Source organism: Enterococcus sp. C76 (assembly GCF_040886985.1).
In the GTDB taxonomy this organism is placed as follows: domain Bacteria; phylum Bacillota; class Bacilli; order Lactobacillales; family Enterococcaceae; genus Enterococcus_B; species Enterococcus_B lactis.
In genome coordinates, this window is record NZ_JBFOEY010000001.1 from 64426 (window position 1) to 91425 (window position 27000).

General features: G+C 38.5%; 26 protein-coding genes. 22 read left to right on the plus strand and 4 right to left on the minus strand.

From position 1 onward, the window contains the following. Positions 1–113 precede the first annotated feature (113 nt). The gene (locus AB3I00_RS00370) at positions 114–554 is read left to right on the plus strand and encodes a DUF948 domain-containing protein (RefSeq protein ID WP_002335987.1); all 441 of its coding nucleotides are present in this window, start codon (positions 114–116) and stop codon (positions 552–554) included. 2 nt (positions 555–556) lie between these two features. After that, on the plus strand, positions 557–1159 hold the full coding sequence (locus AB3I00_RS00375; RefSeq protein WP_002291650.1) for a YtxH domain-containing protein: 603 nt from the start codon (positions 557–559) through the stop codon (positions 1157–1159). 61 nt (positions 1160–1220) lie between these two features. Here AB3I00_RS00375 and AB3I00_RS00380 read toward each other — a convergent pair whose 3' ends face one another. Then, the gene (locus AB3I00_RS00380) at positions 1221–2324 is read right to left on the minus strand and encodes an aminopeptidase P family protein (RefSeq protein ID WP_024635557.1); all 1104 of its coding nucleotides are present in this window, start codon (positions 2322–2324) and stop codon (positions 1221–1223) included. A gap of 209 nt (positions 2325–2533) precedes the next feature. Between AB3I00_RS00380 and ccpA the strand changes: the two genes are divergently transcribed. The 11 genes from ccpA (at position 2534) to AB3I00_RS00435 (ending at position 8190) form a co-directional block, all read left to right on the plus strand. After that, positions 2534–3535 (plus strand): catabolite control protein A, encoded by a 1002-nt coding sequence (gene ccpA / locus AB3I00_RS00385; RefSeq protein WP_002291653.1) that lies wholly within the window; start codon positions 2534–2536, stop codon positions 3533–3535. Positions 3536–3880: 345 nt separating this feature from the next. Continuing rightward, positions 3881–4276, plus strand: coding sequence for a hypothetical protein (locus AB3I00_RS00390; RefSeq protein ID WP_368024574.1), 396 nt, complete (start codon positions 3881–3883; stop codon positions 4274–4276). Then, the gene (locus tag AB3I00_RS00395) at positions 4276–4527 is read left to right on the plus strand and encodes a hypothetical protein (RefSeq protein ID WP_002348958.1); all 252 of its coding nucleotides are present in this window, start codon (positions 4276–4278) and stop codon (positions 4525–4527) included. Before AB3I00_RS00390 ends, AB3I00_RS00395 begins: the two co-directional genes overlap by 1 nt. Before the next feature lie 42 nt (positions 4528–4569). After that, a complete protein-coding gene (locus AB3I00_RS00400) occupies positions 4570–4965 on the plus strand; it encodes a hypothetical protein (RefSeq protein ID WP_368024575.1) in 396 nt (131 codons plus the stop codon). Further along, complete coding sequence (locus AB3I00_RS00405) at positions 4962–5216, plus strand: hypothetical protein (RefSeq protein ID WP_368024576.1); 255 nt, start codon at positions 4962–4964, stop codon at positions 5214–5216. The genes AB3I00_RS00400 and AB3I00_RS00405 overlap by 4 nt, the downstream gene beginning before the upstream one ends. A 42-nt stretch (positions 5217–5258) precedes the next feature. Further along, positions 5259–5654, plus strand: coding sequence for a hypothetical protein (locus AB3I00_RS00410; protein WP_368024577.1), 396 nt, complete (start codon positions 5259–5261; stop codon positions 5652–5654). After that, positions 5651–5905 carry a hypothetical protein gene (locus AB3I00_RS00415; RefSeq protein ID WP_368024578.1) on the plus strand — a complete coding sequence of 85 codons (255 nt, stop codon included), beginning with the start codon at positions 5651–5653 and terminating at the stop codon, positions 5903–5905. Before AB3I00_RS00410 ends, AB3I00_RS00415 begins: the two co-directional genes overlap by 4 nt. A gap of 42 nt (positions 5906–5947) precedes the next feature. Then, positions 5948–6343, plus strand: coding sequence for a hypothetical protein (locus AB3I00_RS00420; protein WP_123837886.1), 396 nt, complete (start codon positions 5948–5950; stop codon positions 6341–6343). After that, entirely contained in the window at positions 6340–7596 is a 1257-nt protein-coding gene (locus AB3I00_RS00425) for a hypothetical protein (RefSeq protein WP_002342821.1), read from the plus strand. Before AB3I00_RS00420 ends, AB3I00_RS00425 begins: the two co-directional genes overlap by 4 nt. An 11-nt stretch (positions 7597–7607) precedes the next feature. Beyond that, on the plus strand, positions 7608–7931 hold the full coding sequence (locus AB3I00_RS00430) for a hypothetical protein (RefSeq protein ID WP_002305582.1): 324 nt from the start codon (positions 7608–7610) through the stop codon (positions 7929–7931). After that, a complete protein-coding gene (locus AB3I00_RS00435; RefSeq protein ID WP_002305583.1) occupies positions 7924–8190 on the plus strand; it encodes a hypothetical protein in 267 nt (88 codons plus the stop codon). The genes AB3I00_RS00430 and AB3I00_RS00435 overlap by 8 nt, the downstream gene beginning before the upstream one ends. A gap of 162 nt (positions 8191–8352) precedes the next feature. Here AB3I00_RS00435 and AB3I00_RS00440 read toward each other — a convergent pair whose 3' ends face one another. After that, positions 8353–10698, minus strand: coding sequence for a transglycosylase domain-containing protein (locus tag AB3I00_RS00440; RefSeq protein WP_002336551.1), 2346 nt, complete (start codon positions 10696–10698; stop codon positions 8353–8355). A gap of 278 nt (positions 10699–10976) precedes the next feature. On the opposite strand from AB3I00_RS00440, the gene AB3I00_RS00445 reads away from it, so the two are divergent. Both AB3I00_RS00445 and AB3I00_RS00450 read left to right on the plus strand, forming a co-directional pair. Then, positions 10977–11879 carry a deoxyribonuclease IV gene (locus AB3I00_RS00445; RefSeq protein WP_002335980.1) on the plus strand — a complete coding sequence of 301 codons (903 nt, stop codon included), beginning with the start codon at positions 10977–10979 and terminating at the stop codon, positions 11877–11879. 210 nt (positions 11880–12089) lie between these two features. Further along, the gene (locus tag AB3I00_RS00450) at positions 12090–13865 is read left to right on the plus strand and encodes a glucosyltransferase (RefSeq protein ID WP_368024579.1); all 1776 of its coding nucleotides are present in this window, start codon (positions 12090–12092) and stop codon (positions 13863–13865) included. 82 nt (positions 13866–13947) lie between these two features. On the opposite strand, the gene AB3I00_RS00455 is transcribed toward AB3I00_RS00450, so the two are convergent. Continuing rightward, complete coding sequence (locus AB3I00_RS00455; RefSeq protein WP_002320293.1) at positions 13948–15534, minus strand: Nramp family divalent metal transporter; 1587 nt, start codon at positions 15532–15534, stop codon at positions 13948–13950. Positions 15535–15784: 250 nt separating this feature from the next. Between AB3I00_RS00455 and AB3I00_RS00460 the strand changes: the two genes are divergently transcribed. The 5 genes from AB3I00_RS00460 to AB3I00_RS00480 all read left to right on the plus strand — a co-directional run bounded on the left by AB3I00_RS00460 (position 15785) and on the right by AB3I00_RS00480 (position 22977). Next, positions 15785–16009: a YneF family protein gene (locus AB3I00_RS00460; RefSeq protein ID WP_002291670.1), complete on the plus strand. Its 225-nt coding sequence runs from the start codon at positions 15785–15787 to the stop codon at positions 16007–16009. 141 nt (positions 16010–16150) lie between these two features. Continuing rightward, positions 16151–17902, plus strand: coding sequence for an ABC transporter ATP-binding protein (locus AB3I00_RS00465; protein ID WP_368024580.1), 1752 nt, complete (start codon positions 16151–16153; stop codon positions 17900–17902). After that, positions 17902–19686: an ABC transporter ATP-binding protein gene (locus tag AB3I00_RS00470; RefSeq protein WP_002400515.1), complete on the plus strand. Its 1785-nt coding sequence runs from the start codon at positions 17902–17904 to the stop codon at positions 19684–19686. Before AB3I00_RS00465 ends, AB3I00_RS00470 begins: the two co-directional genes overlap by 1 nt. Before the next feature lie 456 nt (positions 19687–20142). Then, on the plus strand, positions 20143–20994 hold the full coding sequence (gene licT / locus AB3I00_RS00475; RefSeq protein ID WP_025481706.1) for a BglG family transcription antiterminator LicT: 852 nt from the start codon (positions 20143–20145) through the stop codon (positions 20992–20994). A gap of 96 nt (positions 20995–21090) precedes the next feature. Continuing rightward, a complete protein-coding gene (locus AB3I00_RS00480; RefSeq protein ID WP_368024581.1) occupies positions 21091–22977 on the plus strand; it encodes a beta-glucoside-specific PTS transporter subunit IIABC in 1887 nt (628 codons plus the stop codon). 40 nt (positions 22978–23017) lie between these two features. Here AB3I00_RS00480 and AB3I00_RS00485 read toward each other — a convergent pair whose 3' ends face one another. Further along, positions 23018–23920, minus strand: coding sequence for a MurR/RpiR family transcriptional regulator (locus AB3I00_RS00485; protein ID WP_368024582.1), 903 nt, complete (start codon positions 23918–23920; stop codon positions 23018–23020). 229 nt (positions 23921–24149) lie between these two features. Between AB3I00_RS00485 and AB3I00_RS00490 the strand changes: the two genes are divergently transcribed. Together AB3I00_RS00490 and AB3I00_RS00495 are read left to right on the plus strand one after the other, a co-directional pair. Next, the gene (locus AB3I00_RS00490) at positions 24150–25553 is read left to right on the plus strand and encodes a 6-phospho-beta-glucosidase (protein WP_002305593.1); all 1404 of its coding nucleotides are present in this window, start codon (positions 24150–24152) and stop codon (positions 25551–25553) included. After that, a complete protein-coding gene (locus AB3I00_RS00495; protein WP_368024583.1) occupies positions 25553–26986 on the plus strand; it encodes a 6-phospho-beta-glucosidase in 1434 nt (477 codons plus the stop codon). The genes AB3I00_RS00490 and AB3I00_RS00495 overlap by 1 nt, the downstream gene beginning before the upstream one ends. Positions 26987–27000 lie beyond the last annotated feature (14 nt).

Sequence of the window (27000 nt, forward strand, 5' to 3'; positions counted from 1 at the left end):
AACGAGCTTCAGCTGCTAATTGAATAAAAAGTAGTTGAAGCTCGTTTTTATTTGTTTAAAAAACACGAAAATGCTATCCTTATAGAAAAGAGAGACAAGAAGGGAGTTTGATCATGTCAGGAGGAGAAATTGCAGGATTGATCGCAGCAATCGCCTTTGCGATACTTGTCGTTTTCATCGTTCGCGTATTGTTGCAAGTTTCCAAAACTTTAGAAAAAGTAGACCAGACTGTCGCAGAAGCAAATACGACAATTGAGATCGTCACAAAAGACGTAGATCTTTTATCTAGACAAGTAGAAGGCTTGCTGGTCAAAAGTAATGAGCTGCTCTTGGATATCAATGGAAAAGTCGCAACGATTGATCCATTGTTCACAGCAGTTGCTGATTTAAGTGAAAGTGTATCGGAACTTAATCATTCTAGTAAAAACATCGTGACGAAAGTCGGCGGAATCGGAAAAACGACAGCTAAAGCGACTGTTGCCGGAAAAGTCGGTGGAACAGCGATGAAATTTTTTAAAAACAAAAAACATACTGAAACGACAGGAGGAAAATAAGAATGGCTAAAAAAGGTGGATTTTTATTAGGTGCAGTAGTTGGAGGTACAGCCGCAGCAATCGCCGCATTATTGTTAGCACCCAAATCTGGTAAAGAACTTCGGGATGAATTGGCTGCTCAAGCAGATGATTTGATGGACATGGCTTCAGATTACACAGATATGGCAAAAGAAAAATCAGCTGAGTTAACAGGCATTGCAAAAGAAAAAGCGCAAGATCTTTCTCAACAAGCAGGGGATCTAGCAGGTAATGTTAAGCAAAAGGTAAGTGAATCAGCAGAGGAAGCAGGAAGTGAATCAGATGATATCTTGTTAAACCTCAAAGAACAATCAGCTGATTTATCTAATCGTTTCAAAAAAACAGCAGAAGATCTGAAAAAACCAGCAGACGAATTAGGTAGTATTGCTAAAGATACTTCAGAAGATATCATGATCGATGTAAAAGATGCTGCAGATAAAGCAGGAGAGACGGTCAATGAAGGAATGTCAGAAGCAAAACCAGTTGCAGATGACACAAAAGAAATGTTGAAAATGGCAAAAGAAGATGCAAAAGAAGCTAAAAAAGAAATGAAAGATACAATGACAGATTCGACTACCAATCACTAAGAATACTCATTTCTAGAATAAAAAGGTGAGAGCGGACCAGCTCCCACCTTTTTTATTTTCATTACTCTAAAACAAGTAATTCTTTTGGTGTAGTCGTGAATGGCACACAACCATCACTTGTCACATACACACAATCTTCGATACGTACCCCTACTTTTTCAGGAATATAGATTCCTGGTTCAAGAGAGAAGCACATCCCTTCTTCGATTACTAAGTCGTTTCCTTCTACAAGAGAAGGAAATTCGTGGACGGTTGTCCCAATTCCGTGACCTAAACGGTGATTGAAATATTCGCCGTAGCCATAGCTGTTGATCACGTTTCGTGCAATTTGATCAAGTTCACCTGCTGTCACACCTGGGCGAACTGCCTCTTGTGCGGCAAGCTGTGCTTCAAGAGTGATGTTGTAGATTTTTTCTTGGAATTCTGTTGGTTTTTGATAAGCAACTGTACGAGTAGCATCACTGCAATAGCCATTCCAAACAACGCCAAGATCGAATAACACTAGTTCATTTGGTGAAACCTTCGTGCTTCCTGGTGTACCATGAGGGCTTGCAGCATTTGCTCCTGCAAGGACTAAGGTGTCGAAAGACATTTGTGAAACACCTTGTTTTTTTAATTGGTATTCGATTTCTGCGATAATTGCTTGTTCAGTTATGCCTTCTTTTACTGTTTTGAAGCCAATTTCAAAGGCAACATCGGCCCATTTACCAGCTTCGATCAGTTTGTCTTTTTCTTCTACCGTTTTGATCAGTTGCAGACGCTGGATAATAGAAGTTAGATCAGTGTAAGAATCTGTACCTGTCAAGATATCAGAGATAGCATCGAAGCGATCGACAGTCAGAGCATTCTTTTCAATCCCTACATTACCAGGTTGCCCATAGCGTGCGCGAAGCTCTTTTCCGATGATCTCCCAAGGGTTTTCGCTGTCTAAGTAGCCACGTACATCGTACGCCCAGCTGCTGTTTTGAGCATCTTCAACTTCCAGAGCAGGAGTGAAAAGGAAAGGATCTTGTTCAAGAGGGATAAAAAGAGCTAGTACACGCTCGTGAGGATCACTTTCATATCCGGAAAAGTAAGCGATGTGGCCAGGGTCGCTGATATAAGCCAATTCTACTTGGTGTTGTGCCATCCATTGACGTAGTTCATTGATTTTTACGTTATTCATTTGGCAACCTACTTTCTAAATTAATTTTGTATTCAATAATTGTACCACTGATTGATTAAAAGACCAACGTTCTTAAAACTGAAAAAAGTAAAAATTTTCATGAAAACAGAGATAAAACGGTTGCAATTGTTGAGATTATTTGATATCCTATTTTAGAAATGTAAGACGTATTTTCAGAAAACATATAAAATATGAATAGGAGAACACAAATGGAAAAGCAAACAATCACTATCTATGATGTAGCGAGAGAGGCAAATGTTTCGATGGCTACTGTTTCACGTGTCGTAAATGGCAATCCAAACGTCAAACCAGCAACAAGAAAAAAAGTCTTGGAAGTTATCGATCGCTTGGATTATCGTCCAAATGCAGTCGCACGTGGCTTGGCAAGTAAGAAAACAACAACAGTTGGGGTAATCATTCCTGATGTCAGCAATATGTTCTTTGCCTCTTTAGCACGTGGTATCGACGATGTAGCAACAATGTACAAATACAATATCATCTTAGCAAACTCAGATGGCAACGATCAAAAAGAAGTCAATGTATTGAATAATTTATTGGCTAAGCAAGTGGACGGTGTGATCTTTATGGGTCACCATATCACAGACGAAATCCGTGGAGAATTTTCACGTTCAAAAACGCCTGTTGTACTAGCTGGTTCCATTGATCCAGATGAACAAGTAGGTAGCGTAAACATTGATTATGTATCAGCAACAAAAGATGCAGTAAATAAATTAGCAAAAAGCGGCAATAAAAAAATCGCTTTTGTCAGCGGTGCGCTGATTGATCCTATCAATGGTCAAAACCGTCTAAAAGGCTATAAAGAAGCATTAAGCGAAAACAATCTACCATATAGCGAAGGATTAATCTTTGAGGCACAATACAACTTTAAAGATGGTCTGTCTCTAGTTGACCGGATCCATAATAGCGGTGCAACAGCTGTCTATGTTTCAGACGATGAATTAGCCATTGGTATCTTGGATGGTTTATTAGACCGCGGCGTAAAAGTACCAGAAGAATTCGAAATCATCACAAGCAACAATTCTTTACTGACAGAAGTAGCTCGTCCTCGTTTGACAAGTATCACACAACCATTATACGATTTAGGGGCGGTATCCATGCGCCTATTGACGAAAATGATGAATAAAGAAGAAGTCGAAGAAAAAACGATTATCTTGCCTTATGGAATCGAAGAAAAAGGATCAACTAAATAATAAAAGATCAATCATTTAGAGGTTGTTCCAAAAGTGGTCAACTTCTGGAACAACGTTTATTCGAGAAAAGGGGTTATGACAAAATTTTGTCATAACCCCTTTTTTTTGTGTCTTTAAAAAAAGAGAAAATGGCGGAAACAAACCTTACGTCCATCGTATACGACACAATCTGTGCGTAGATGCTACATTTTGTTCACTACTATCAAAATTACTTTAAAATGAAAACGTGATAAAAAAGAAAGTAGAAAAGTAACTCTAAAAAATCCAAAAAAATCCAGGCTCGATTGCGTACTTATCTTAAAGGAGAAACAATCCATCATACATAACCCGAAAGGAGACTTCTATTTGCCTAAGAAAAGACGAAAGACCATAGTCATCATTTTGACCATTCTTGCTATAGGAATCGGAGGAAAATTTTACATGGACAAAAGAGAAGCACAAAGACAGAAAGATTTACTCGCAGTAGAAAAACAGTCAGTCAAAGTTTTGAAAAATACTTTTGCGGATATCAAGGAAGTGAAGATTGAAAAATCTGCTCGAAATGAAATGACGGGTTCATACCGGATAGTTATTCTAATGACTAATAAACAAGATCAATCGATTTATTTTTCTTATAGTTTTTGGAAAGAAAGAAATGAGATAGGAAGTTACGGAATAGTTGATGAAAAAAAGCAAAAAGAAGGAAATACGCTCAATAAAGTTAAAGTAACTTACTCTAATGGAAATGAGGAAAGTATTTAATGATTACTGACAAACAATATAGTGAATTAAGTGATGCTGTTTACTGGCTAGATCCTAAACATAGAGACTATGTACCTGAAATGCAAGAAAATTTAAGTTTTAAAATTAACGGCACTATGTATAAAATCCTAAAAATCAAAAACTCCTTCGACGGCATGCAGGCGATGGCTGTAGCGCCAATCGTCCATAGCAAATTGGAGAAAAATTTCAAAAATAAAAAAATTCCTGCAAACTTTCGCGTACTTAAATAATGAAGGTGTCAATACTTACATAAAAAGAAAGGAGGCACGTTCTTGTCTCGGAAAATAAGAAAACTCAGCTTTGCCGTTTTGTTAAGCGTCATATTAGGAATCGGAGGGAAAGTCTATATGGACAAAAGAGAAGTGCAAAAACAGCAAGATTTACTCGCAGTAGAAAAACAATCCGTCAAAGTTCTGAAAAATACCTTTGCGGATATCAAAGAAGTGAAAATCGAACAATTTGAGAAAAACGACATGACAGGAATCTATGAAGCATTGATAACGATGACCAATACAGAAGGAAAAACCGTTTATTTTGATTATAGCTTTACAAAAGAAAGCAATGAGATAGATGGCTATGGTGTTGAAAATGAAGAAGTACAAAAAGAAGGGATTACGGTTGATGAGATTATAGTTATCTATACAGATGGGAGTGAGGAAAAAGTATGACAATTACTGATAAGCAGTATAAAGGAATAAGTAATAAAGTATATTGGCTAGATCCAAAACATCCTCAATATAGTAAAAGTTACAAAGAAGGCGCCATTAAAAACTTTGGAGAAACAAAATTCCAAATCCTAAAAATCAAAGACTCATTGGACGGCATGCAGGCGATGGCTGTAGCGCCAATCGTCCATAGCAAATTGGAGAAAAATTTCAAAAATAAAAAAATTCCTGCAAACTTTCGCGTACTTAAATAATAAAGGTATCAATACTTACATAAAAAGAAAGGAGGCACGTTCTTGTCTCGGAAAATAAGAAAACTCAGCTTTGCCATTTTGTTAAGCGTCATATTAGGAATCGGAGGAAAATTTTACATGGACAAAAGAGAAGCGCAAAGACAGCAAGATTTACTCGCAGTAGAGAAGCAGTCAATTAAAGTTTTGAAAAATACTTTTGCGGATATCAAGGAAGTGAAGATTGAACGTACTGGATACAATAATATAACCGGTTTTTATCACATCACTGTGATATTAACTAATATTGAAGGTAAATCTGTAACTTTTGATTATGGTTTCATCAAAAATGATACCGAATTAAGTGGTTTTGCAGTTGTAAATGAAAAAATACAAAAAGAAGGAAAAACTAAAAATAAAATTAAAGTGATATATTCGAATGAGGAGGAGGAAATAATTTGACTATAACAGAAAAAAATTACAATAAGCTTAGTAATATAGTTTATTTATTAGACCCGAAGCATAAAAATTATGCATCTTATTTAAAAGAAGCTGGAATTTATAATTTCGGCAATACAAAGTTCCAAATCCTAAAAATCAAAGACTCATTGGACGGCATGCAGGCGATGGCTGTAGCGCCAATCGTCCATAGCAAATTGGAGAAAAATTTCAAAAATAAAAAAATTCCTGCAAACTTTCGCGTACTTAAATAATGAAGGTGTCAATACTTACATAGAAAGAAAGGAGGCACGTTCTTGCCCCGGAAAATAAGAAAACTCAGCTTAGCCATTTTATTCATCATCATATTAGGAATCGGAGGGAAAGTCTATATGGACAAAAGAGAAGCGCAAAGACAGCAAGATTTACTCGCAGTAGAAAAACAGTCAGTCAAAGTTTTGAAAAATACTTTTGCGGATATCAAGGAAGTGAAGGTAGAAGAATTTAAAAAAAACCCTGTTACCGGAAGTTATGGGGCACTTGTGACAATGACAAATAATGAAGGGAAATCTGTTTATTTTGATTATAGTTTTTGGAAGGAGAGAAATGAACTTGGTGGTTTTGGCATTGAGAACAGAGCGGTACAAAAGACAGGAGTCACTATAAAAAGAGTAAAAGTAATTTTTTCTAACGGACAGGAGGAGTTAGTATGACAATAAACGATAAGCATTACAATGATATTAGTGAGAAGGTTTATTGGCTAGATCCCAAATATCCCCGCTACAATGAGGGATACAAAAAGAACTCTGTTAAAGAATTTGCTGGTATGGAATTTCAAATCCTACAAATCAAAGACTCATTGGATGGCATGCAGGCGATGGCTGTAGCGCCAATCAAGAACGGTAAAGTGGATATTTCTCAAGTAGTGATTGCTTTTGCAGGAACGAACTTAAGCGATTGGAAAGATTTGGAAACGGATGCAAGAAGTATTATGAATCTCTATGGGAATAGACCAGGAGCAAGTTTTTCTGAAAAAGCAACAACAAACAAGATTTTATCCGTTAGTGGTTTGAAAACAGCGGGGCAAATCAATTCAGCGATTGCATTTGCTAATGAAGTAAAAAAGGAATATGGAGAAGCTGCTATTTCTACTACCGGCCATTCATTAGGTGGATTCTTAGCATTATATGTAGCAGCAGAGAAACAATGGAAAAATGTCGGCTTCAACGGGCCGGACCCGTATGATCTCTTATCGCCAGAAGCAAAAAAATGGGTGGAAGAAAATCCCGGTATGCTCACCAATTACCGAAATCACGCCGATTTTATCGGTAATTTTGGTGGTAATGGCACAGGTGCTGAAGTTCGGATCAGTATGGAAACAGCATTCTTGAATCTGCTTGCTTCCCACAGTTTAACCTCTTGGAAGTTTGATGAAAATGGAAAGCTGATTATTCCTGAAAATGAAAACAATGTTAAAGCTCGAAAACAACAGAAAGAAAACCAAGCGACCCAGTTGTTTTCCTATCAGTTGCAAGAACTGAACAACATACGTAAAAAACTACGATTAAGTGGCGGCCGGCTGACAGTTAATGAACAAATTTACTTAGATGACACACAAGCTAGGTTAGTAGTGGAAAAGTTATCGGCAAAAATGAAAAGCGCTATGGAAGAAGTTATCCGCATCAATCAAAGAGGAATTTTTGAGCTAGAGAAAAAATGGCAAGAAGGCTTGCGGCAAGCACGTGTTGTCGCCCCTTCGTTGACTGAACAGGAAATCATAGAAGCATTAGCTAGTGTGGGCGCCACAAAAGAGAACTTAGTCGATTCTGCGAAAGAAGTCTATCTGCTACGAATCAATAAGGCAAGACGTATGGGGGAGGCGTTTGATACATTGGCGAAGGAGATCCAAGACAAAATCAATGAAATCGTGGCACGAGATCGAGAATTAGCACAGCAATTCAATTAAAGGAGAAGTAGATGAAACTAGAAGAATTGGAAAGAGATTATCGAAGTGAACGAAGACAATTAGAAGCTCAAGAAGATGAATTGATCCACTTTAAGAATCAAGGATTACGATTGATGGAGCAAGAGGAGCAGCGACTGCATCATGTATTAAAGAACTTAGCTTTAGATAATGAGCCTCTGTTTCAAGCAAGACGAAGTTATTCGAATTATCAGGAGCATTATCAACAAGCCCTACAAGTAGAACGACGAAAACTCTATCAGCAGCAAGACGAACTAGAACGTTCCTATCGTCAAAAAATCAGACAAATAACTATGGAGAAATCATCTTATGAATGAATTTTTAATGCAATTACTAAAAGAATTAGAGAAAAATCTACATCGATCAAATGTACGTTCAGTTGGTATGGGGATATCTCAGCAAATTTGGGCAGAAAAACGATTGACAGATCAAAACCACCAAATGACTGCAGAAGAAGCTGCTCAAGAATTTTCTAACCGACATGTACACTTGAAAGAATCAGTAAAAGGGCAATTTGCAGAAAAACTAACCGAATTATTCCAAAGACAAGAAAAGAAATTAAAACAGTTTCGTTAGTAAAGTTATATAGAAAAATTTTGTGAAAATGGCTTTTCACATTTTTACATAAATTTGTCTTAATATCGTAGATGCAAGCTTTTGAACACCATTTATTCGGAAAAAGGGAGCTGTGACAAGATTTTTGTCGCAGCTCCCTTTAATTCTGATTAATCTATTAGATCAATCATCTTTATCGTCTGATTCTTTGGTCTCTGGATTCGCTCTAGCATAAGCTGAAGCGGTGTTCCAGTAATCTGTATAGTTTTCATCAGTACCGCCAACGCCGAATTTAAAGGCGCTTTTCTTCGGACCATTTTTTGCCCAAAGTGATTCCACTGTTTTTCCTGGCGTTTGGATGGATTTTTTATTGACAGTAACTTTTCCAGCTGTTTGTCCTGTGAACCCAGATACTTTTTTCTTCATCACATCAGATGATAAGTCAAATTTCTCATCAGTGCCGAAAATCTCAGGGTTTGCTTGGTAAGCTTGATTGATTAGATTGGCAAGATAATTAGCCGAACGTATCCTTGCTTGGCTGTCCATTCCAGTATTGTCATCGTGTCCTGCCCAGCTACTGATAGTGATAGACGGAGTAGAGACGATCAGCCATGAATCTCGGTATTCATTGGTAGAACCAGTTTTTCCAACCCAATCTGCTTTTCCTAGATTTCCGTTTAAGCTTGAGATGACATCTTTGAATGGTGTAGTGATTTTTTCATTGATCACACTGCGCATCATATCATTCATGATCGATGCCGTTGCTTCGGAATAAATACGGACAGAATTACTTTCATGTTTATAAATCACATTACCTGCATTATCTGTAATGGAATCAATGATATAGCCTTCTTCGTAGACGCCACCATTTGCTAAGGCCTGGAATCCATTTGTCTGTTGAAGCGTCGTTACATCTACTGTCCCTAAAGGAGCCGATTCAACGCCCCAATTATCATTTGCTGGGTAGTTCATCTTCGCCAAGTAGTGCTCGTAAGCATATTGTTTCGATCCACCGGAATTCAATACGTCTTGGTATAAGTGATAAGCTGGGATATTGTTGGACCATTCCAGTGACTCACGGACGGTTTGGAAGGTGTTCGACCCTTCATTGGTCGCATTGACGATTTTCTCGCCAGCATTTTCTCCTTCTTGCCAAGTCGTTGCATAATCTGATACACGGGATTCTGATCCGACAAGTCCCATATCGATTGCAGGACCGTAAACAAGAACCGGTTTGATGGATGAACCAGCTTGACGTTCTGTATCAAAGGCGTGGTTATTTTGATTCTGGCTGTAATTCCGGCCACCCACGAAGCCATAGATACGTCCGGTTCTGTTATCCATCAATACATTTCCAGTCTCCACTTGGCTACCAGCACCATCATCTAACATATAGCCGTAATTTTCTACGCCGGTTTGCAATGCAGCATAGATATCTTTATCGATCGTCGAATGGATCGTATATCCTTTGTTTTGGATCGTTTGCTGTGCTTTTTGATAATAAGCTTCACTGACCGATGAATCTGACATATCAGCATTATCTTTTTCTGCCAATTGTTGTGCAATAATCCTTGTTGCTTCGTTCATCACGGTATAATACAAGAATTCTCTGTCAGTCTGTTCCGCGATTTGTTGTGGGAGAAAGTCTTTTGTAAGATCATAGGCTTTCGCTTCTTCGTATTGTTCTTTCGTAATTTGTCCTTCACGGTACATACTGAATAAAACAAAATCTTTTCTGGCAAGACCGGCAGAAAGATCTTCTTTTAGCGCGCCTGTATTCGTGTAGGGACTATACGTGATAGGGCTTTGAGGCAAACCAGCGATATAAGCAGCTTGTGGCAAAGTCACATCTTTTGCATCTACACCAAAGATTCCTCTAGCAGCTTCCTGGACTCCAGCAATATTTTGCCCCTTATTATTCCGACCAAATGGCGAGACATTCAAATACGTAGCAATGATCTCATCTTTTGAAAAGTGTTTTTCTACTTGTGCAGAAAGAACGATCTCGTTTGCTTTACGTTTGAATGTTGTTTCATCGGTTAGGATCTGCTGTTTGACTAATTGCTGTGTCAAAGTGGATCCTCCAGACGAGCCGATGCCAGTAGCTTCTGAAACTAATGCTCGTAAAACAGCTTTAGGGACATAACCTTGGTGTTTATCGAAGTATTCATCTTCTGTACTGATAATCGCGGTTTTCAATAAAGGCGAAATCTTATCAGATGAAATAGTCGTCCGCATCAGATCTGTCTGGATTTTTGATATCTCTGTATTATCTGCATAAACAATCTTTGACGTTTCCGTAATGTTTCCTAGTTCTGTCTGCAGTTCTTTTTTAGTCGGCAATTGTGTGTCTTCGACAAGATAGGCAAAGTAGCCAGCACCTATTCCGATACCTAGAGCTGCGAACAACAAAAGAAGAACAGTAATAAAAACAGTCAATGATTGAAACACTCTAAAAATAATCTTAGGAACAAACCATTTTTCTTTTTTTCTTCTATTCTGTTTTTTTCGAGTATTTTTGCGTGGCAAAAGGGTCACCTCAACTAATGGTTTTATTTCGCTAATTATAGCAAATAATAGGACAAAAAAACAGACAAGGCTGTTTTTGACAGGAATTTCTTTTTCGAATGAGATAAAACGTGAGGAAATGATCTTTTTTATGAAAGAGTTCTTAAGCTTTTCTTTAGAGAAAGTTTCAGTTACTATGGAGAACAGGGCAAAGAAAAACAAACCATTTTCTTTGTACATCATCTTACCAATATATAGGAATTGTTCGAAACAATTGCCTTTCAAGGAGGAATCCATCCATGTTATTAGGCTCACACGTCAGCATGAGCGGAAAGAAAATGCTGTTAGGCGCGGCAGAAGAAGCAGCCAGTTACGGATCTTCGACCTTTATGATCTATACAGGCGCTCCTCAAAATACTAGAAGAAAAGCTATCGAAGAGATGAATATTGATGCCGGAAAAGCATTTATGGCAGAAAACGGACTAACCAATATCGTCGTTCATGCGCCCTATATCATTAATTTGGGAAATACGATCAAACCAGAAATGTTTCCATTTGCTGTACAATTTCTGAGAGAAGAGATTGTTCGTGCGGAAGCTTTAGGTGCTACTCAAATTACCCTTCACCCAGGCGCTCATGTAGGAGCAGGGGCAGAAGCTGGGATTGCTAGAATTATTGAGGGTTTGAATGAAGTTTTGACAAAAGAACAGACGGCACAGATCGCTTTGGAGACGATGGCAGGGAAAGGTACGGAAATCGGTCGAACATTTGAGGAATTAGCGCAAATCATCGATGGAGTAAAATTGAATGAAAAATTATCCGTTACTTTTGATACATGTCATACGAATGATGCCGGATATAATATAAAAGAAGATTTTTCAGGTGTAATGGAAGAGTTTGATAAGGTCATCGGATTAGATCGACTCAAAGTACTCCATATCAATGATTCTAAAAATCCACAAGGTTCTCATAAAGATCGGCATGCCAATATCGGTTTTGGAACAATTGGATTTGACACATTGAACAAGATCGTCCATGATCCAATGTTTGACAACATTTCGAAAATCTTAGAAACTCCATATGTCGGCAAAGATAAAAAGAAAGCTTACGCACCATATGGAAAAGAAATTGCCATGTTCAAAGCGCAAGCATTCGATCCCGAAGTGTTCCCTGAGTTATTAGCAGAAGAAGTCACACTTTAAGTTTTCTATCTGACAGCAACAAAAAAGGATTGGGCAGTTTGCCTTGTCCTTTTTTGTTTAAGAAACAAAGAAGTGCTTTTTGCAGTCGTTTTCATCACGCTTCTTCTACCCCCTCTTTTTAAATTCAGACAAACAGGGTATACTGATAGAAAAGCAAAAAACGAAAAGATTCACAAGCAAGTAGCAAAACGTGATTGAAAGGACGAAAAGATGCTGAACACTTTAAACCCCTTGATCAACCAACTAAAAAAGAAACATACATACTTTATTCTTGGCATAGCCGTATTATTTACAATTATTCGGTTGTATTTATATAGTAAAGCAATCTATGGAACAGATATGTCGGCAACCTATGATGATCAGCTGCTGATTCACTATGCTCAAAATATTTTGGATGGTAAATGGCTAGGGGAGTACACGACTACGACACTTTCAAAAGGGATCTCCTACAGCTTGTTTTTAGTACTTGCACATAAACTGCATCTTTCTTATGCAGTTTTGTTCGGCATGTTCAGTATTCTTGCCAGCATATTGGTTGCACTAGCGTTTAAACCGATCGTGAAGAACAAGTATCTTCTTTTAAGTATCTATTTTTATTTTTTGTTTTCTCCGATTAGTTTTACACATGAGTATTCCACTCGAACGTATCGTAATGCTCTCGTGATCCCGGCTGTTGAGATCATTATCGCTTGTTTACTAGCTATTTATTACCGTAAATATAGTTCCCGCAGAAAATTGCTGCCGTGGTTTTTAGGGCTGGCTGTTTCTTTTCCTTTCTTTTGGTTCATTCGCGAAGATTCCATCTGGCTTCTTCCTTTTACTGTAGTCGCGTTAGGCATCAGTTTCGTTCAGATCTTGCTAGGACAAGACTTTTCTTTCAAAGAAGCAAAGAAGTTAAAAGAACGACCATTTCTCCTTTCGAAACAAGAATGGCTGAAACTTTCATTGTTTTTACTCCCTCTAGTCGGTTTCTCCATCGTCTATCAGTGGATCGAATATAAAAACGAGACAACATATGGTATTGCCACCATCAATGACCGTTCGAGTGGCGAATTTGGACGTTTGATGAAACAGCTGATCCGAATAGATGACGAAACGAACTTAAATAAAGAAAACAGTGAGATATGGGTCTCGCATGCTGCATTAAATAAAGCATTAGACGCATCTCCTACATTTCATACTGTTTCTACTCGTATTGACGAATTGTATACGACTCATGCGTGGACCCAAGGTGGAAAAGTAAAAGAATTACCAGGAGATATCATTTTTTGGGCATTGCGAGATGTGGTAAGCGAATCTGGTTATTACCAAAACAATGCAAAAGAAACCAATGATTTTTGGAAAAAAGTCAATCAAGAATTAGAAGAAGCCTATCAAAAGGGAACTATCAAAAAGAAACAAGAATTCTATCTGATGGGATCAGGGGATGGAAAGACGATGAATGATCTGCCAATCGTATTTGATTTTCTGAAATCGGGATATGCCTATGCATGGCGATACAAAGATTTCCATCAAGGCGGAAATTATAGTTTCGGGACACAAGAACAAGTCGAACAGGCCCAAGAATTATTGAATCTTCCACTAATGGATAATTGGATCGATAGCAGTGATCCGAGAACGCCTGATTTCCAGTTGACAAAAGCAGCAAAAGTCGCGAATGTCATGATAAAAATTTATCAAGTTCTGACCATTCCCGTGCTGATTGCTTCAATAGTAGGGATATTACTTATGATACTAGGAACCGTATTTGCAAAAGCTGATCGTGCCTATTATAGTTCCTCTTTGATTGTAGTCATCGGATTAATACTGACACAATTGGTTTTTCTTTTCGGCGTCTCGTGGTTTTGTTCTTATGCGCCAGAAAAAAAGGATTATTTTTTAAGTGTCTACACTGGCGCAGGCGTGCCATTAACACAATTCATCGTAGTAACAAGCATGCTAGTTTTCAGTAAATTGAATCTGAAAAAAGCTTTATCTTCTAAATAAAAACATACTAAGAGTAGAGGGGAACATCATTCGTCAATGATGTTCCCCTCTACTCTTAGTATGTGTGTAAAAGAATCAGTTTCTATTCGATTTCTTCTATCGTTTCTTGCAAACGCTGTTCATATTTTTTGTTTCCTTTATATAAATCACCAATCGTCCATGCCAACAGGAGAAGGACAAGAACAATGATTACATAAGCGATTTGATCAGCCAATGCTAGTTGAGCTGAGGTGGCTTGCTCGCCGAAGAAACTTTCGATTTGACCTGGTAATCCTCGTAAGTTCAAGTAAGTCAGACTAATCACAGAGAACCAGCCAAGTAGTTTTACAACAAATGAATTTTTGAATCGGCTCCCCATCTCCGCTTGGCTATTGGTCATCATCAGTAAAGGAATCATCGAGAATGGCAATGCAAAAGCCAGAAAAACTTGGGATTCATTCATCAAGTTATTCAAAGCGGTATGTTCTTCGATCGTTCCTTTTGTACTTGTAAACAAAACACAAATCAATACAGGAATCACAGAAAGCAATCGTGTGACTAGTCTTCTTAGCCAAATTGGGATACGCATATGGATGAAGCCTTCCATGATGACTTGACCGGTCAACGTACCAGTAATAGTAGAGTTCTGGCCAGAAGCAAGAAGTGCTACAGCAAATAAAGTGGACAAGATACCAGATTTTGCCACAGCAATCAAGATACCATTGCTCATAGCTGATGGATCAGATAAAGCTTCATACAGACCAAAAAAGGAAGGATCTTGGACAGAACCGGTTTTGAATACAGCGACACCCATGATCAATAGCAGTGCATTGACTAGAAAAGCCATTGACAACTGGATATTAGAATCCCAAGTAGAAAAGCGTACCGCTTGTGCTACATCTTCTTCGTCTTGGTGATCGATCTTCCGAGTTTGAGAAACTGCTGAATGAAGATATAAGTTATGCGGCATGACTGTTGCACCAATAATCCCTAAAGCTCCAGTCAGCGGAGTTTCACCACCGATGACAGGTGAGTCTGAGAATGTATGACTGTTAGGGATAAAGCCGGCAAACAAACTGTGCCAATCAGGGTTAGACAAGCCAACTTGATAGACGAAAACGAATAAAATGACGAAAATCAAGCAGACAACCAAAGCTTCGATTTTACGAAACCCGACTTTTGTCAGCAATAAAAGGACGAAAACATCTAACACAGTGATAAATACGGCAATTACCAATGGAATATCAAAAAGCAGGTAGAGGGCGATTGCTGCACCAATGACTTCTGCGATGTCTGTTGCCATAATGGCTAATTCAGTCAAGATCCATAAAATGACACCCAATGTCTTACTTGTCCGTGCTCGGATTGCTTGGGCCAAATCCATTTGGGTCACGATTCCTAATTTTGCTGCCATATATTGTAAAAGCATAGCAATCAGACTAGACATCAAAATAACTGACATCAATAAATATTGGAAATTTTGTCCACCAGTGATCGAAGTGGACCAGTTACCTGGATCCATATAACCAACTGCTACTAATGCACCTGGTCCAGAGTAAGCAAGAAGTGTTTTAAAAAAACTTTTTCCCTTGGGTACATCCACTGTTCCATTTACTTCAGCTAAAGATAAACCATTTGTATGTTCAATAAGTCGATGCTTATGAAATTGTTTGTTGGATTGATTATTCAAGAAAAAACCACCTTTCCTATTTATCTACGATTACATTCTACACCTCAGAAAGAAAAAATTAAAGAAAAAGATTCGGTATGCCTAATTTTTTTTCGTGGCGTGTCTTGCTGGTTAATGAAAGAAATTTTGTTCTTCTCTAAAAAAACCACTATTTTTTGCATGAAACTAAAGAATACGCCTTTCTTTTTTCAATAAACTTTAGTAAAATAAATCATTGAGAGCAATTCGGAAATAGAAAGGAGAGATTTATATGGTATCAACAGGTATTGTCGTACTTATTGCTATTATTGCTTTGCTAATCGGCGCAGTAGGTGGCTTTTTCCTAGCGCGTAAATATATGAAAGACTATTTAGAAAAAAATCCTCCCGTTAATGAGGACATGTTGCGATCAATGATGATGTCAATGGGGCAAAAACCATCTGAGAAGAAAATTCGCCAGATGATGCAGCAAATGAAGAACCAAGGGAAAAAATAGGTTCTGACCCAAAGACTTTTTGCGGGCTGATTTTTTCAGTCCGTTTTTTATTTCGTAATTTGTTAGACTATTCAGACTATTCAGCAAAAAAGACAAGCACAGACAATCCTATGCTCTTGATAAAGACAAAGGAGGAGTAAAATGTCGATTTTTAGAAAATTAGGTTGGTTTTTTCGACAGGAAAAGAAACATTATTTAATTGGGATTTTCTCCCTATTCGCAGTGGCCTTGGTACAGTTAGTTCCTCCAAAAGTGATTGGGATCATCATTGATGAGATTGCCGATAAAAATTTATCAATAAAGATCATTTCCTGGTGGATCTTATTATTGATCCTTGCAGCTCTCTTACAATATCTTTTTCGTTATATCTGGCGGACGAATATTTGGGGAAGTGCAGCTCGGTTGGAGAAAGAACTTCGGCAGCAGCTATTCAAACATTTTACAGAAATGGACAATCTCTTTTACCAAAAATATCGGACTGGAGATTTGATGGCTCATGCAACGAATGATTTGAATGCAATCCAAAATGTAGCAGGAGCTGGTATCTTGACCTTTGCAGATTCAGTGATCACGGGCGGAACAACGATCATTGCGATGATTTTGTTTATTGATTGGCGCTTAACACTGATTGCGCTGATTCCTCTGCCTTTACTAGCCGTTACTTCACGAGTGCTGGGGTCAAAACTCCACGATGCTTTTCGTGATTCGCAAGAAGCTTTTTCTAGTATCAATGATAAGACACAAGAAAGTATTACTGGAATCAAAGTCATTAAAACATTTGGACAAGAAAAAGAAGATCTCGCGGATTTTGAAGAAAAGATTGAAGATGCAATTATTAAAAACAAACGAGTCAATTTTTTAGACTCCTTATTTGATCCATTCATTACCTTGATTATCGGTCTGTCTTATGTTGCAACAATTATTTTAGGTGGAAAGTATGTCTTGGAAGGCACGATCTCGATCGGGCAGATGGTCTCATTTATTAGCTATATCGGTATGCTTGTTTGGCCGATGTTTGCGATTGGTCGATTGTTCAACGTATTGGAAAGAGGAAATGCTTCTTATGATCGCGTCAATGAACTTTTGCATGAAAAGACGCATATTGTGGAACAACTGGGTGCAGTGCAGACCCCGGCAAAAGGCGAGCTGAATGTAGCTATTTCCTCTTTTAACTATCCGAAAGAAGAATCACCAGCATTAGAACAAATCAAATTTGTGATCCAAGAAGGAGAAACATTAGGTATTGTTGGGAAAACTGGTGCGGGAAAAACGACAATCATCAAATTACTGATGCGTGAATACGATGATTATCAAGGAAAAATCCAATTTGGCGGACGTTCGATCAAAGAATATTCATTGAATGCTTTATTAGGATCAATCGGCTATGTGCCTCAAGATCACTTCTTGTTTTCGATGACCATTCGAGATAATATCCGTTTTTCTAATCCAAAACTTTCAGAAGAAGAAGTAGAGCATGCGGCTTCTTTAGCATTTATCAACAATGAAATCAAGGAATTGCCAAAAGGTTATGATACCTTAGTTGGAGAACGTGGAGTCTCTTTATCTGGCGGACAGAAACAAAGGATTTCGATTGCTCGAGCATTGATCAAAAATCCTGAATTGCTGATCTTAGATGATGCACTTTCTGCAGTAGATGCCAAAACAGAAGAAGCTATCTTGCATAATTTAAAAGAAATAAGAAAAGAGAAAACAACCATCATTGCAGCTCACCGTTTAAGCAACGTGATGCATGCAAAAGAAATCATTGTTGTCGATCAAGGGAAAATCATTGAACGAGGAACCCATCATGAGCTGCTTGCATTAGGCGGCTGGTATGAACGAATGTGGGAGAAACAGCAATTAGAAGCGAAGATAGAAGGAGGCGAGGCCTGATGGATGAAAATTATCAATCGGAATGGACAAAATCGATTCCACTTAAAGAACAGAAGAAGATCATCAAACGACTGATGAAGTTCGCCAAACCTTTTAGAAGAACGTTCATCGTTGCTATCTTATTTGCGTTTGCTCTGTCTGTGATCAATGTCCTATTGCCAAGGATCATCCAAACTTTTATGGATGATCATCTGGCTAAACAGTCGGCTACGACACAAGTTATTTTGTTTTTTGCTGGTATGTACTTGTTTGGAGTCATAGTCAAAAGTATCATTTGGTTTTTCCAATGGTATTTGTATTCCATGGCTTCATTGAAGACCTATCAGTATGTTCGGGTAAGATTATTTGAAAAGCTGCATACACTAGGTATGCGTTATTTTGATCAGACACCGGCAGGATCGACCGTTTCTCGAGTGACAAATGACACAGAAACGCTATTTGAATTTTGGTATGTCTTTTTGATGGTATTGACTGGGATCTTTGCAGTCGTTTCTTCCTTCATTGCCATGTTTCAAATCAATGGAGAAATTGCCTTGTGGACTTTGGTGTTCTTGCCGATTTTAGGAATCGTCATCTGGTATTACCAGAAATTCAGTTCTCGTATTTACCGGAATATGCGGGAAAAATTAAGTCAGCTGAACACGAAATTGAATGAATCGATTTCCGGCATGCGTATTATCCAGCAGTTTCGCCAAGAAGCTCGTTTAGCTAAAGAATTTGAACAAGTGAACAACGAGTATTTAGACACGCGCTACGCGATGATCAAAACGAATTCGATTCTGTTAAGTCCGATCATCAATTTTCTATATGCATTGGCGATTGCGTTGGCGTTGACTTTGTTTGGGATCGATGCGTTGCATTCTCCCGTAGAAGTTGGACTGATCTATGCATTTACGACCTATGTCCAGGGATTTTTTAATCCAATGTCTCAAATGATGGACTTTTTGAGCACCTTTACAGATGGAATGGTTGCCGGTAGTCGTATTTTGAAAATCATGGATACAGAAGAATATGCACCGCAACAAAATCCTGGAGCAGATCAAGCGATTACTTCAGGTAAGATCGAGTTTCGCAATGTAAGCTTTTCTTATGATGGAGAGCACAATGTATTGAACAATATCTCTTTTGTCGCTAATCCGGGAGAGACCGTTGCATTAGTGGGGCACACCGGAAGCGGGAAAAGCTCGATCATCAACGTATTGATGCGGTTTTACGAATTTTATGAAGGCCAGATCTTGATTGATGATCATGACATTCGAGAATATCCAATGGAAGAGTTACGTAAGAAAATGGGATTGGTCTTGCAAGATGCCTTCTTGTTTTATGGAGATATCGCAGGAAATATCCGGATGATGAATCCAGCTATCACAGACGAACAGATTCGCCATGCAGCTGAGTTTGTTCAAGCAAACAAGTTCATCGATGAATTACCAAAAGGATATCACTCAAAAGTGATCGAACACGGTGCCAGCTATTCTAGCGGACAACGACAGCTGATCACTTTTGCGCGAACAATCGTGACAGATCCTAAAATACTAGTATTGGATGAAGCGACAGCAAATATCGATACTGAAACAGAAGGATTGATCCAAGAAGGATTGGCAAAAATGCGACAAGGACGGACAACGATTGCGATTGCCCATCGGCTGTCCACGATTCGGGATGCAGAATTGATTTTAGTTTTAGACAAAGGTCATATAGTAGAACGCGGGAATCATGAAACACTTCTAGCGCAAAATGGTTTGTATGCAGATATGTACAAACTGCAAAGCAGTGGTGTGTAAAAAGAGGTTGTGACAGTGCTCCGTTCAGCTTTAGGTGATAAGAAAAAATTTGTAAAAAAGGTTTTCCACATTTTTGCATAAATTTGGCTTATCACCGATAAGCTGGTACTGGAACACCGTATATTAGAAGTTGTGACAGTAGCATAATAGCATTTTGACCTAAGCGCTAGAGTGAAAATAAAACAGAGCTTCCCAGATTCTTCATCTGTGAGCGGTAGTGTCGTAGTTACCAGATTTAAAAAAGTTACGATAGCTAGTCAGAAGTGTCTAATAGCCACTAAGAAAGCGTTGACAAAAGTGCTTGCTTTCGATAATATAAAGAAAACGATACAACTTGGATAGTGATTGCCTGATGCAAGCTAAACCTGATGAGTCTCCCATGGTTCCATGGACGGCTTTTTGGGTTTTTCTTTTTGTTTTGGATACAGCCCTATATATCATGGAAAGGAGCAAAACATGCTGATTGAGAAAGTACTGAATAACAACGTCGTAATAACCAGAGATGAAAGAAATCAGGAAATGATTGTGATGGGAAAAGGTTTGGCATTCAAAAAGAAAGTGGGTGACCCGATTTTTGACTCATGCATCGACAAAAAATTTCAGTTGACAAATGACGGACTTTCACAACAGTTCCAAGAATTGGCACAAGCGATTCCTCTTGAGTACTTAGAAATTTCTTGTGAAATCATTGAATATACAAAAGAGGCTCTACAAGTCCAGTTGAATGATTCAGTGTATATTGCATTGACGGATCATTTGTATACGGCTATCGAACGTCACAAAATGGGAATATTTGTACCAAATGTATTGCTGTATGATATCAAGCAACTGTTTCCTAAAGAGTATGCCATCGGGAAAAAAACAGTAAAGAAAATCTCGGATAAATACCACATCAAGTTATCAGAAGATGAAGCCGGATTTATCGCATTGCATTTAGTCAATGCACAAGGCATTCAAAGCCAACAAGACAATACCTACCTGTTTACTACAACAATACAGGATATTCTAAATATCGTCCGCTATTACTATAAGATTACATTTGATGAAGATTCAGTCCATTTTTTTCGATTCGTCACACACCTACGTTTTTTTCTAACACGCGTCCTAGATGGAGAAAAAACAGAAGTGGGAGAAGTTTCTGAGGAATTGTTCCAGGTTATTCAAAAAAAATATAAGGACACGTTTAGTTGCGTTGAGAAAATAGCAGACTTTTTAGCCGAGGCATTCAACTACCAGATGTCCACGGACGAAAAAATGTATTTAACGATCCATACTGCGCGTTTAGTGCATGAGAATCGTTGTAAATAAATAAAAAAAGGAGGATAAATTAACAAGAACGTATGAAATAAGGGTAGTGACATTCAGTTGGCTAAACCTTCCACTAATAAATTGGAGGGAATAGAAATGGGAAAATACCAAGAATTAGCGAGCAAAATCGTAGAAAATGTCGGCGGAAAGGAAAATATCAATGGTTTGACACATTGTATCACAAGACTTCGTTTCAAATTAAAAAACGAAGAAAAAGCAAATGATGAGATCTTGAAAAATATGGACGGTGTTGTGACGGTAATGCGAGCGGGAGGACAGTACCAAGTTGTCATCGGGAATCATGTGCCAGTCGTGTTTGAAGAGGTTATAAAAGCAGGAAATCTTACTTTTGATGAGGCTGTTTCAACAGAAAAAATGAGACCGTTTGATATGCTTATTGATGGAATATCGGGCTGTTTCCAGCCATTCCTTGCTATCCTAGCTGCTGGTGGGATGATTCGTGGACTGACAGCATTACTTGTCTTCTTAGGCGCATTTGACCGCGGTTCTGGCACATTTGTTATGTTTGATAATATCGGTGATTCTGTATTCCAATTTATGCCTGTTATTATCGGTTTAACAGCTGCCCGTAAATTTAAAGTAAATGAATTCGTAGGGATGTTGCTTGGGGCAGCATTAATGAATCCTAGCTTGTCGCTGGAAGCTTTGAGTGGTGCAGCAGAAGTACCACTGACGACCATATTTTCTGGTACTATTTTTGAAGCACCTATTTATCAAACAGTATTCGGCATTCCCTGGATTGCGCGTAACTACGCTTCTTCTGTCATTCCCATTATCTTTATTGTGTTGTTAGCTAGCCAAATTCAGAAGCCAATTAAAAAGTTAGTACCTGAGATGATCGCGAATTTCTTCGTTCCATTCTTCACCGTTCTTATTACAATGCCCTTAGGTTTTTTACTCGTTGGACCAGCATTCACATTCGCAACTGATATTTTAATGGCTGGATTTGAAACACTTTTAGCACTTTCGCCAGTTATTTATGGAGCAATCGTAGGCTTCTTCTGGCAAATTCTAGTGATGTTTGGTCTCCATTGGGCAATCGTACCAATGGGATTGATGCAATTTTCTGTGAATGGCTGGCAAAATATCATGACACCTGTTGCAGTAGTGTCTTTTGGACAAACTGCAGCACTTACTGCACTCTACTTTAAGCTTAGAAACCCAAAAGACAAAGCAATTGCAATACCAGCCATTGTTTCTGGTATTGTGGGGATTACAGAGCCAGCTATTTATGGGTTTACATTGCCACGTAAAAAAATATTTATTTTTACCTGTGTCGGTGGTGCGTTAGGGGGCGCGTATAGTGGGTTAATGAATTTAACTTCTTGGAATCAAGGTGGACTAGGCATCTTTACAATTCCCAACTATATTAGACCAGATGGTGATTTAACAGATGTGATTAATGTATTGATTGGGATCGCCATTGCGATGGTGGTATCCTTTGCGCTGACTTTTTTCTTTTGGAAGGAGGAAGCAGATGAAACAGATGATAGACAGAAAAGATCAGGTAAAGAAATTGTAAAAACACCGATACAAGGACAAATCGCTCCACTGAATGCAGCAAAGGATGCAGCTTTTGCACAAGGAACACTAGGTCGAGGAATCTTGATCTACCCTGAAAAAGGAGAAGTACGTGCCCCTTTTGACGGAACAGTCATGTCCCTGTTTCCGACGAAACATGCAATCGGGATGGTTTCTGAAGCAGGTCTGGAATTGCTGATTCATGTCGGATTGGATACTGTTCAGTTGGAAGGGAAATATTTTGAAAGCTTGGTGCAGCAAGGAGAAAGAGTGAAACAAGGCGATCTGTTGCTTCGCTTCGACAAAAAGAAAATCGAAGAGGAAGGATACAGTTTAGAAACACCTGTGATTGTCACCAATTACATGGATTATTTGGATATTTTGGAAAATCAAGGGGAGACGGTCGGGCCAGACGATGCACTTATCACCGCACTGACCTGAACGGTTAGGTGAAAGAATGGACTAGGCTTAACTATTCTTTTTAGTCCACTTCTTTATTTTCAAAATTGAAAGGCTCTTTCATGATGGCTGAGCTGATAGGGCGTTTATCAAATTTTTGTCCTACAGAAATTAGATGGACTAAATTCTGTTGATAATTTTCTGCAAAAACACAACTATATAACACGTCTAGAAGATAACAAATCGATGTATTGATCGTAAAATTACCAATTTTTGAATACAGTCGCTCGCGTGTCGTAAGACGCAAAGAGGCTGTACTCATTGAAGATAGCGTTGAATCACCGATACTGGTCAAAGCTAAAATTGGCACATGATTTTGTTTCAATATTTCTGCGGTACGAAGGATCACATTGTTTTCACCCGTATAAGAAATCAGAATCCCGCACATATCACTCGTGCAATTGTACGCTTCATAGAACGATTCGCCAAAAGTGGTGACAATCGTGACATCCATTTTGATGCGTTTCATTTTCAGCATGAAATCTTGCGAAATCAGTGTATTGGAATTACTAGCGAAGATCACGATTTTTTTTGCTTGAAGCATTAGTTGTTTGGCTTTTTGCAGTTGGTCATGATGAATGAGAGAAAGTGTATCTTGAATCGTCATCTGTTCTAAAGAAGCCATTTTATTTGCGATCGTCATAATACCGTCTGTGGTGGAAAAAGGAAGATTCGCATCTACGTCTTGAAAATTCCCTTCAAGATAGGCTGTTTCAGCTAAAAAAGCATTACGAAAACTGACCCAGCCATCAAAACCCATTTTTTTTGCTACACGGATGAGTGTGGACGGGTGGACATAACATCGCTCAGCGATCTCTTGGATGGTCATTTCGCCAAGTGCTGGAGAATCAATTAAGAGAAACTGAATCACTTCATTTTCTGAAGGAGAAAAGGAGATTTCTTTGATTTTTTCACGTAATAACATGTAGATACCTTCTTCTTGTTTTTTTACGTAAATTATAACTTTTTTGAAAATGATTTGTAAACGGATTTATGTTATATAGCTTAATAAAGACATTTTTTGACAAGATATTTACAAAAATCCAGTAGAAAACACTAACTTTTGTAAATGTTACTGGAAAGAAACGAATTTCTATTGTTTGTTTTGTTTACAAAAAAGATAATAAAAGTGTAAAAAGTAAAGGAGTGAGAACATGGCAAAAGGAATCAAAATCGCTACGATTGGTGGAGGCAGCAGTTACACCCCCGAGTTGATGGAAGGATTTATCAAAAGATATGAGGAATTACCGATACGAGAAATCTGGCTCGTAGATGTAGAAGAAGGAAAAGAAAAGCTTGAGATCGTCAGTCAGATGTCTCAGCGTATGTGGGATGCTTCTCCGTATGAAGTCAAAATCTATGCAACTCTGGATCGGGAAGAAGCATTGAAAGATGCGGATTTTGTTACGACTCAGTTTCGTGTCGGTCAATTAGATGCACGAATCAAAGACGAGCGGATCCCTAGTTATTATGGGATGATTGGGCAAGAAACAAATGGTGCTGGCGGGATATTCAAAGCTTTTCGTACTGTTCCAGTGGTTTTGGCAATCGTTGAAGACATGAAGCGTTTATGTCCAAATGCTTGGCTGATCAATTTCGCGAACCCAAGTGGGATGGTGACAGAAGCAGTTATCAGATATGGCAAATGGGATAAAGTGATCGGATTATGTAATGTGCCAGTAATGGCGATGATGACAGAACCAACAATGCTTGGCAAGAAAAAAGAAGAGTTGATCTACAAGTTTGCCGGTCTAAATCATTTCCATTGGCACAAAGTAGCAGATAATAAAGGAAATGACCGCACGGCAGAATTGATTGATCGTTTATACGATGAAGACAATGGATTGCCGAAAAATATCTTTGACATCCCGTTTTTCAAAGAACAATTAAAACAAATGAACATGATCCCTTGTGGCTACCACCGCTATTACTATCGTGAAGAAGAAATGCTGGAACATGCTTTAGAAGAATATCAAACGATTGGTACAAGAGCGCAGCAAGTGAAAGAAACAGAAGCAGAGCTGTTTGAATTATACAAAGATCCAGAATTGGATCATAAACCTGAACAATTGCAAAAACGAGGTGGTGCTTATTATTCAGATGCTGCCTGTGAAACGATTGCTTCGATCTATGGAAATAAAGAAACACAGATCGTGGTATCTACAAAGAATGATGGAGCTGTTCCTGATCTGCCGGCAGATTGTGTAGTAGAAGTCACTGCCTATGTTGGCGCACAAGGCGCACGAAATGTAGCGTTTGGTTCCCTTCCTGCTGCTGAAAGAGGCTGGTTGCAAGTAATGAAGAATATGGAATTGCTGACGATCGAAGCAGCCGTGACTGGTGATTATGGAACAGCTTTACAAGCGTTTACGATCAATCCACTTATACGATCAGGAAAGACAGCAAAACGGATCATGGATGAGTTGTTTATTGCACATCAGCAGTATTTACCGCAATTCAAGGAAACAATCAGCCGGTTAAAAGCAGAAGGAATCGAAGTCCAAGATGAACTGGCAAGAGAATTATCAAGCAATACACATGTAATGGAGGAAGTATGATGGGATTCAGAAAAGATTTTTTATGGGGCGGTGCTACAGCAGCCAATCAATGCGAGGGCGGTTATGATGAAGGCGGACGTGGGTTAGCGAACGTAGATGTTGTGCCAATCGGAGAAGACCGTTTTCCTGTCATTACTGGAAAAAAGAAAATGTTTGAATTTGATGAGGATCATTTTTATCCAGCAAAAATTGCGATCGATATGTATCATCATTATAAGGAAGATATTGCTTTGTTTGCAGAAATGGGGTTCAAGACTTATCGGATGTCCATTGCTTGGAGTCGTATTTTTCCAATGGGCGATGAAAAAGAGCCAAATGAATCTGGTTTGAAATTTTATGAGGACGTCTTTAAAGAATGTCAAAAGTACGGGATCGAGCCGCTTGTGACGATTACACATTTTGATTGTCCGATGCATTTGATCAAAGAATATGGTGCGTGGCGTTCCAGAGAACTTGTTGGTTTTTATGAAAATCTGTGCCGAGTCATCTTCAATCGCTATAAAGGACTTGTCAAATATTGGTTGACATTCAATGAGATCAATATGATCCTTCATGCACCATTCATGGGCGCAGGGCTGTATTTTGAAGAAGGAGAAAATGAAGAACAAATCAAATATCAAGCGGCACATCATGAGTTGGTTGCAAGTGCCATCGCAACGAAGATTGCTCATGAAGTAGATCCGGAGAACAAAGTAGGCTGTATGCTGGCAGCAGGAGCATATTATCCATACACTTGCAATCCTGAAGATGTTTGGGCTTCTAGAAAATCAGATCGAGAAAATTATTTCTTCATTGATGTCCAGTCACGAGGAGAATATCCCGCTTATGCATTGAAAGAAATGGAACGAAATGGCATTCAGATCAAAATGGAACCTGGGGATACCGCATTGCTGAAAGAACATACTGTTGATTTTATCTCCTTTTCTTATTATTCTTCTCGAGTTTCGACTACTGACAACGAACTCTTGGAACAGACTGCAGGAAATATCTTTGCTTCTGTCAAAAATCCATATCTGGAAGCAAGTGAATGGGGTTGGCAAATTGATCCATTAGGCTTGAGAATAACGATGAATGATATTTATGATCGTTATCAAAAACCACTATTTATTGTAGAAAACGGCTTAGGTGCAGTCGATACGCCCGATGAGAATGGTTATGTGGAAGATGATTATCGAATCGACTATCTGGCAGCACATATCCAGGCAATGAAAGATGCAGTAGAATTAGATGGAGTCGATCTATTAGGCTATACGACTTGGGGATGTATTGATTTAGTATCAGCTGGTACAGGTGAGATGAAAAAAAGGTACGGATTCATTTATGTCGATCGTGACAACGAGGGAAATGGCACATTAGCCCGTTCGAAGAAGAAATCATTCAACTGGTATAAAAAAGTAATTGATTCAAATGGAGAAAATCTTTCGAATGATTGATCAATGATTTATAA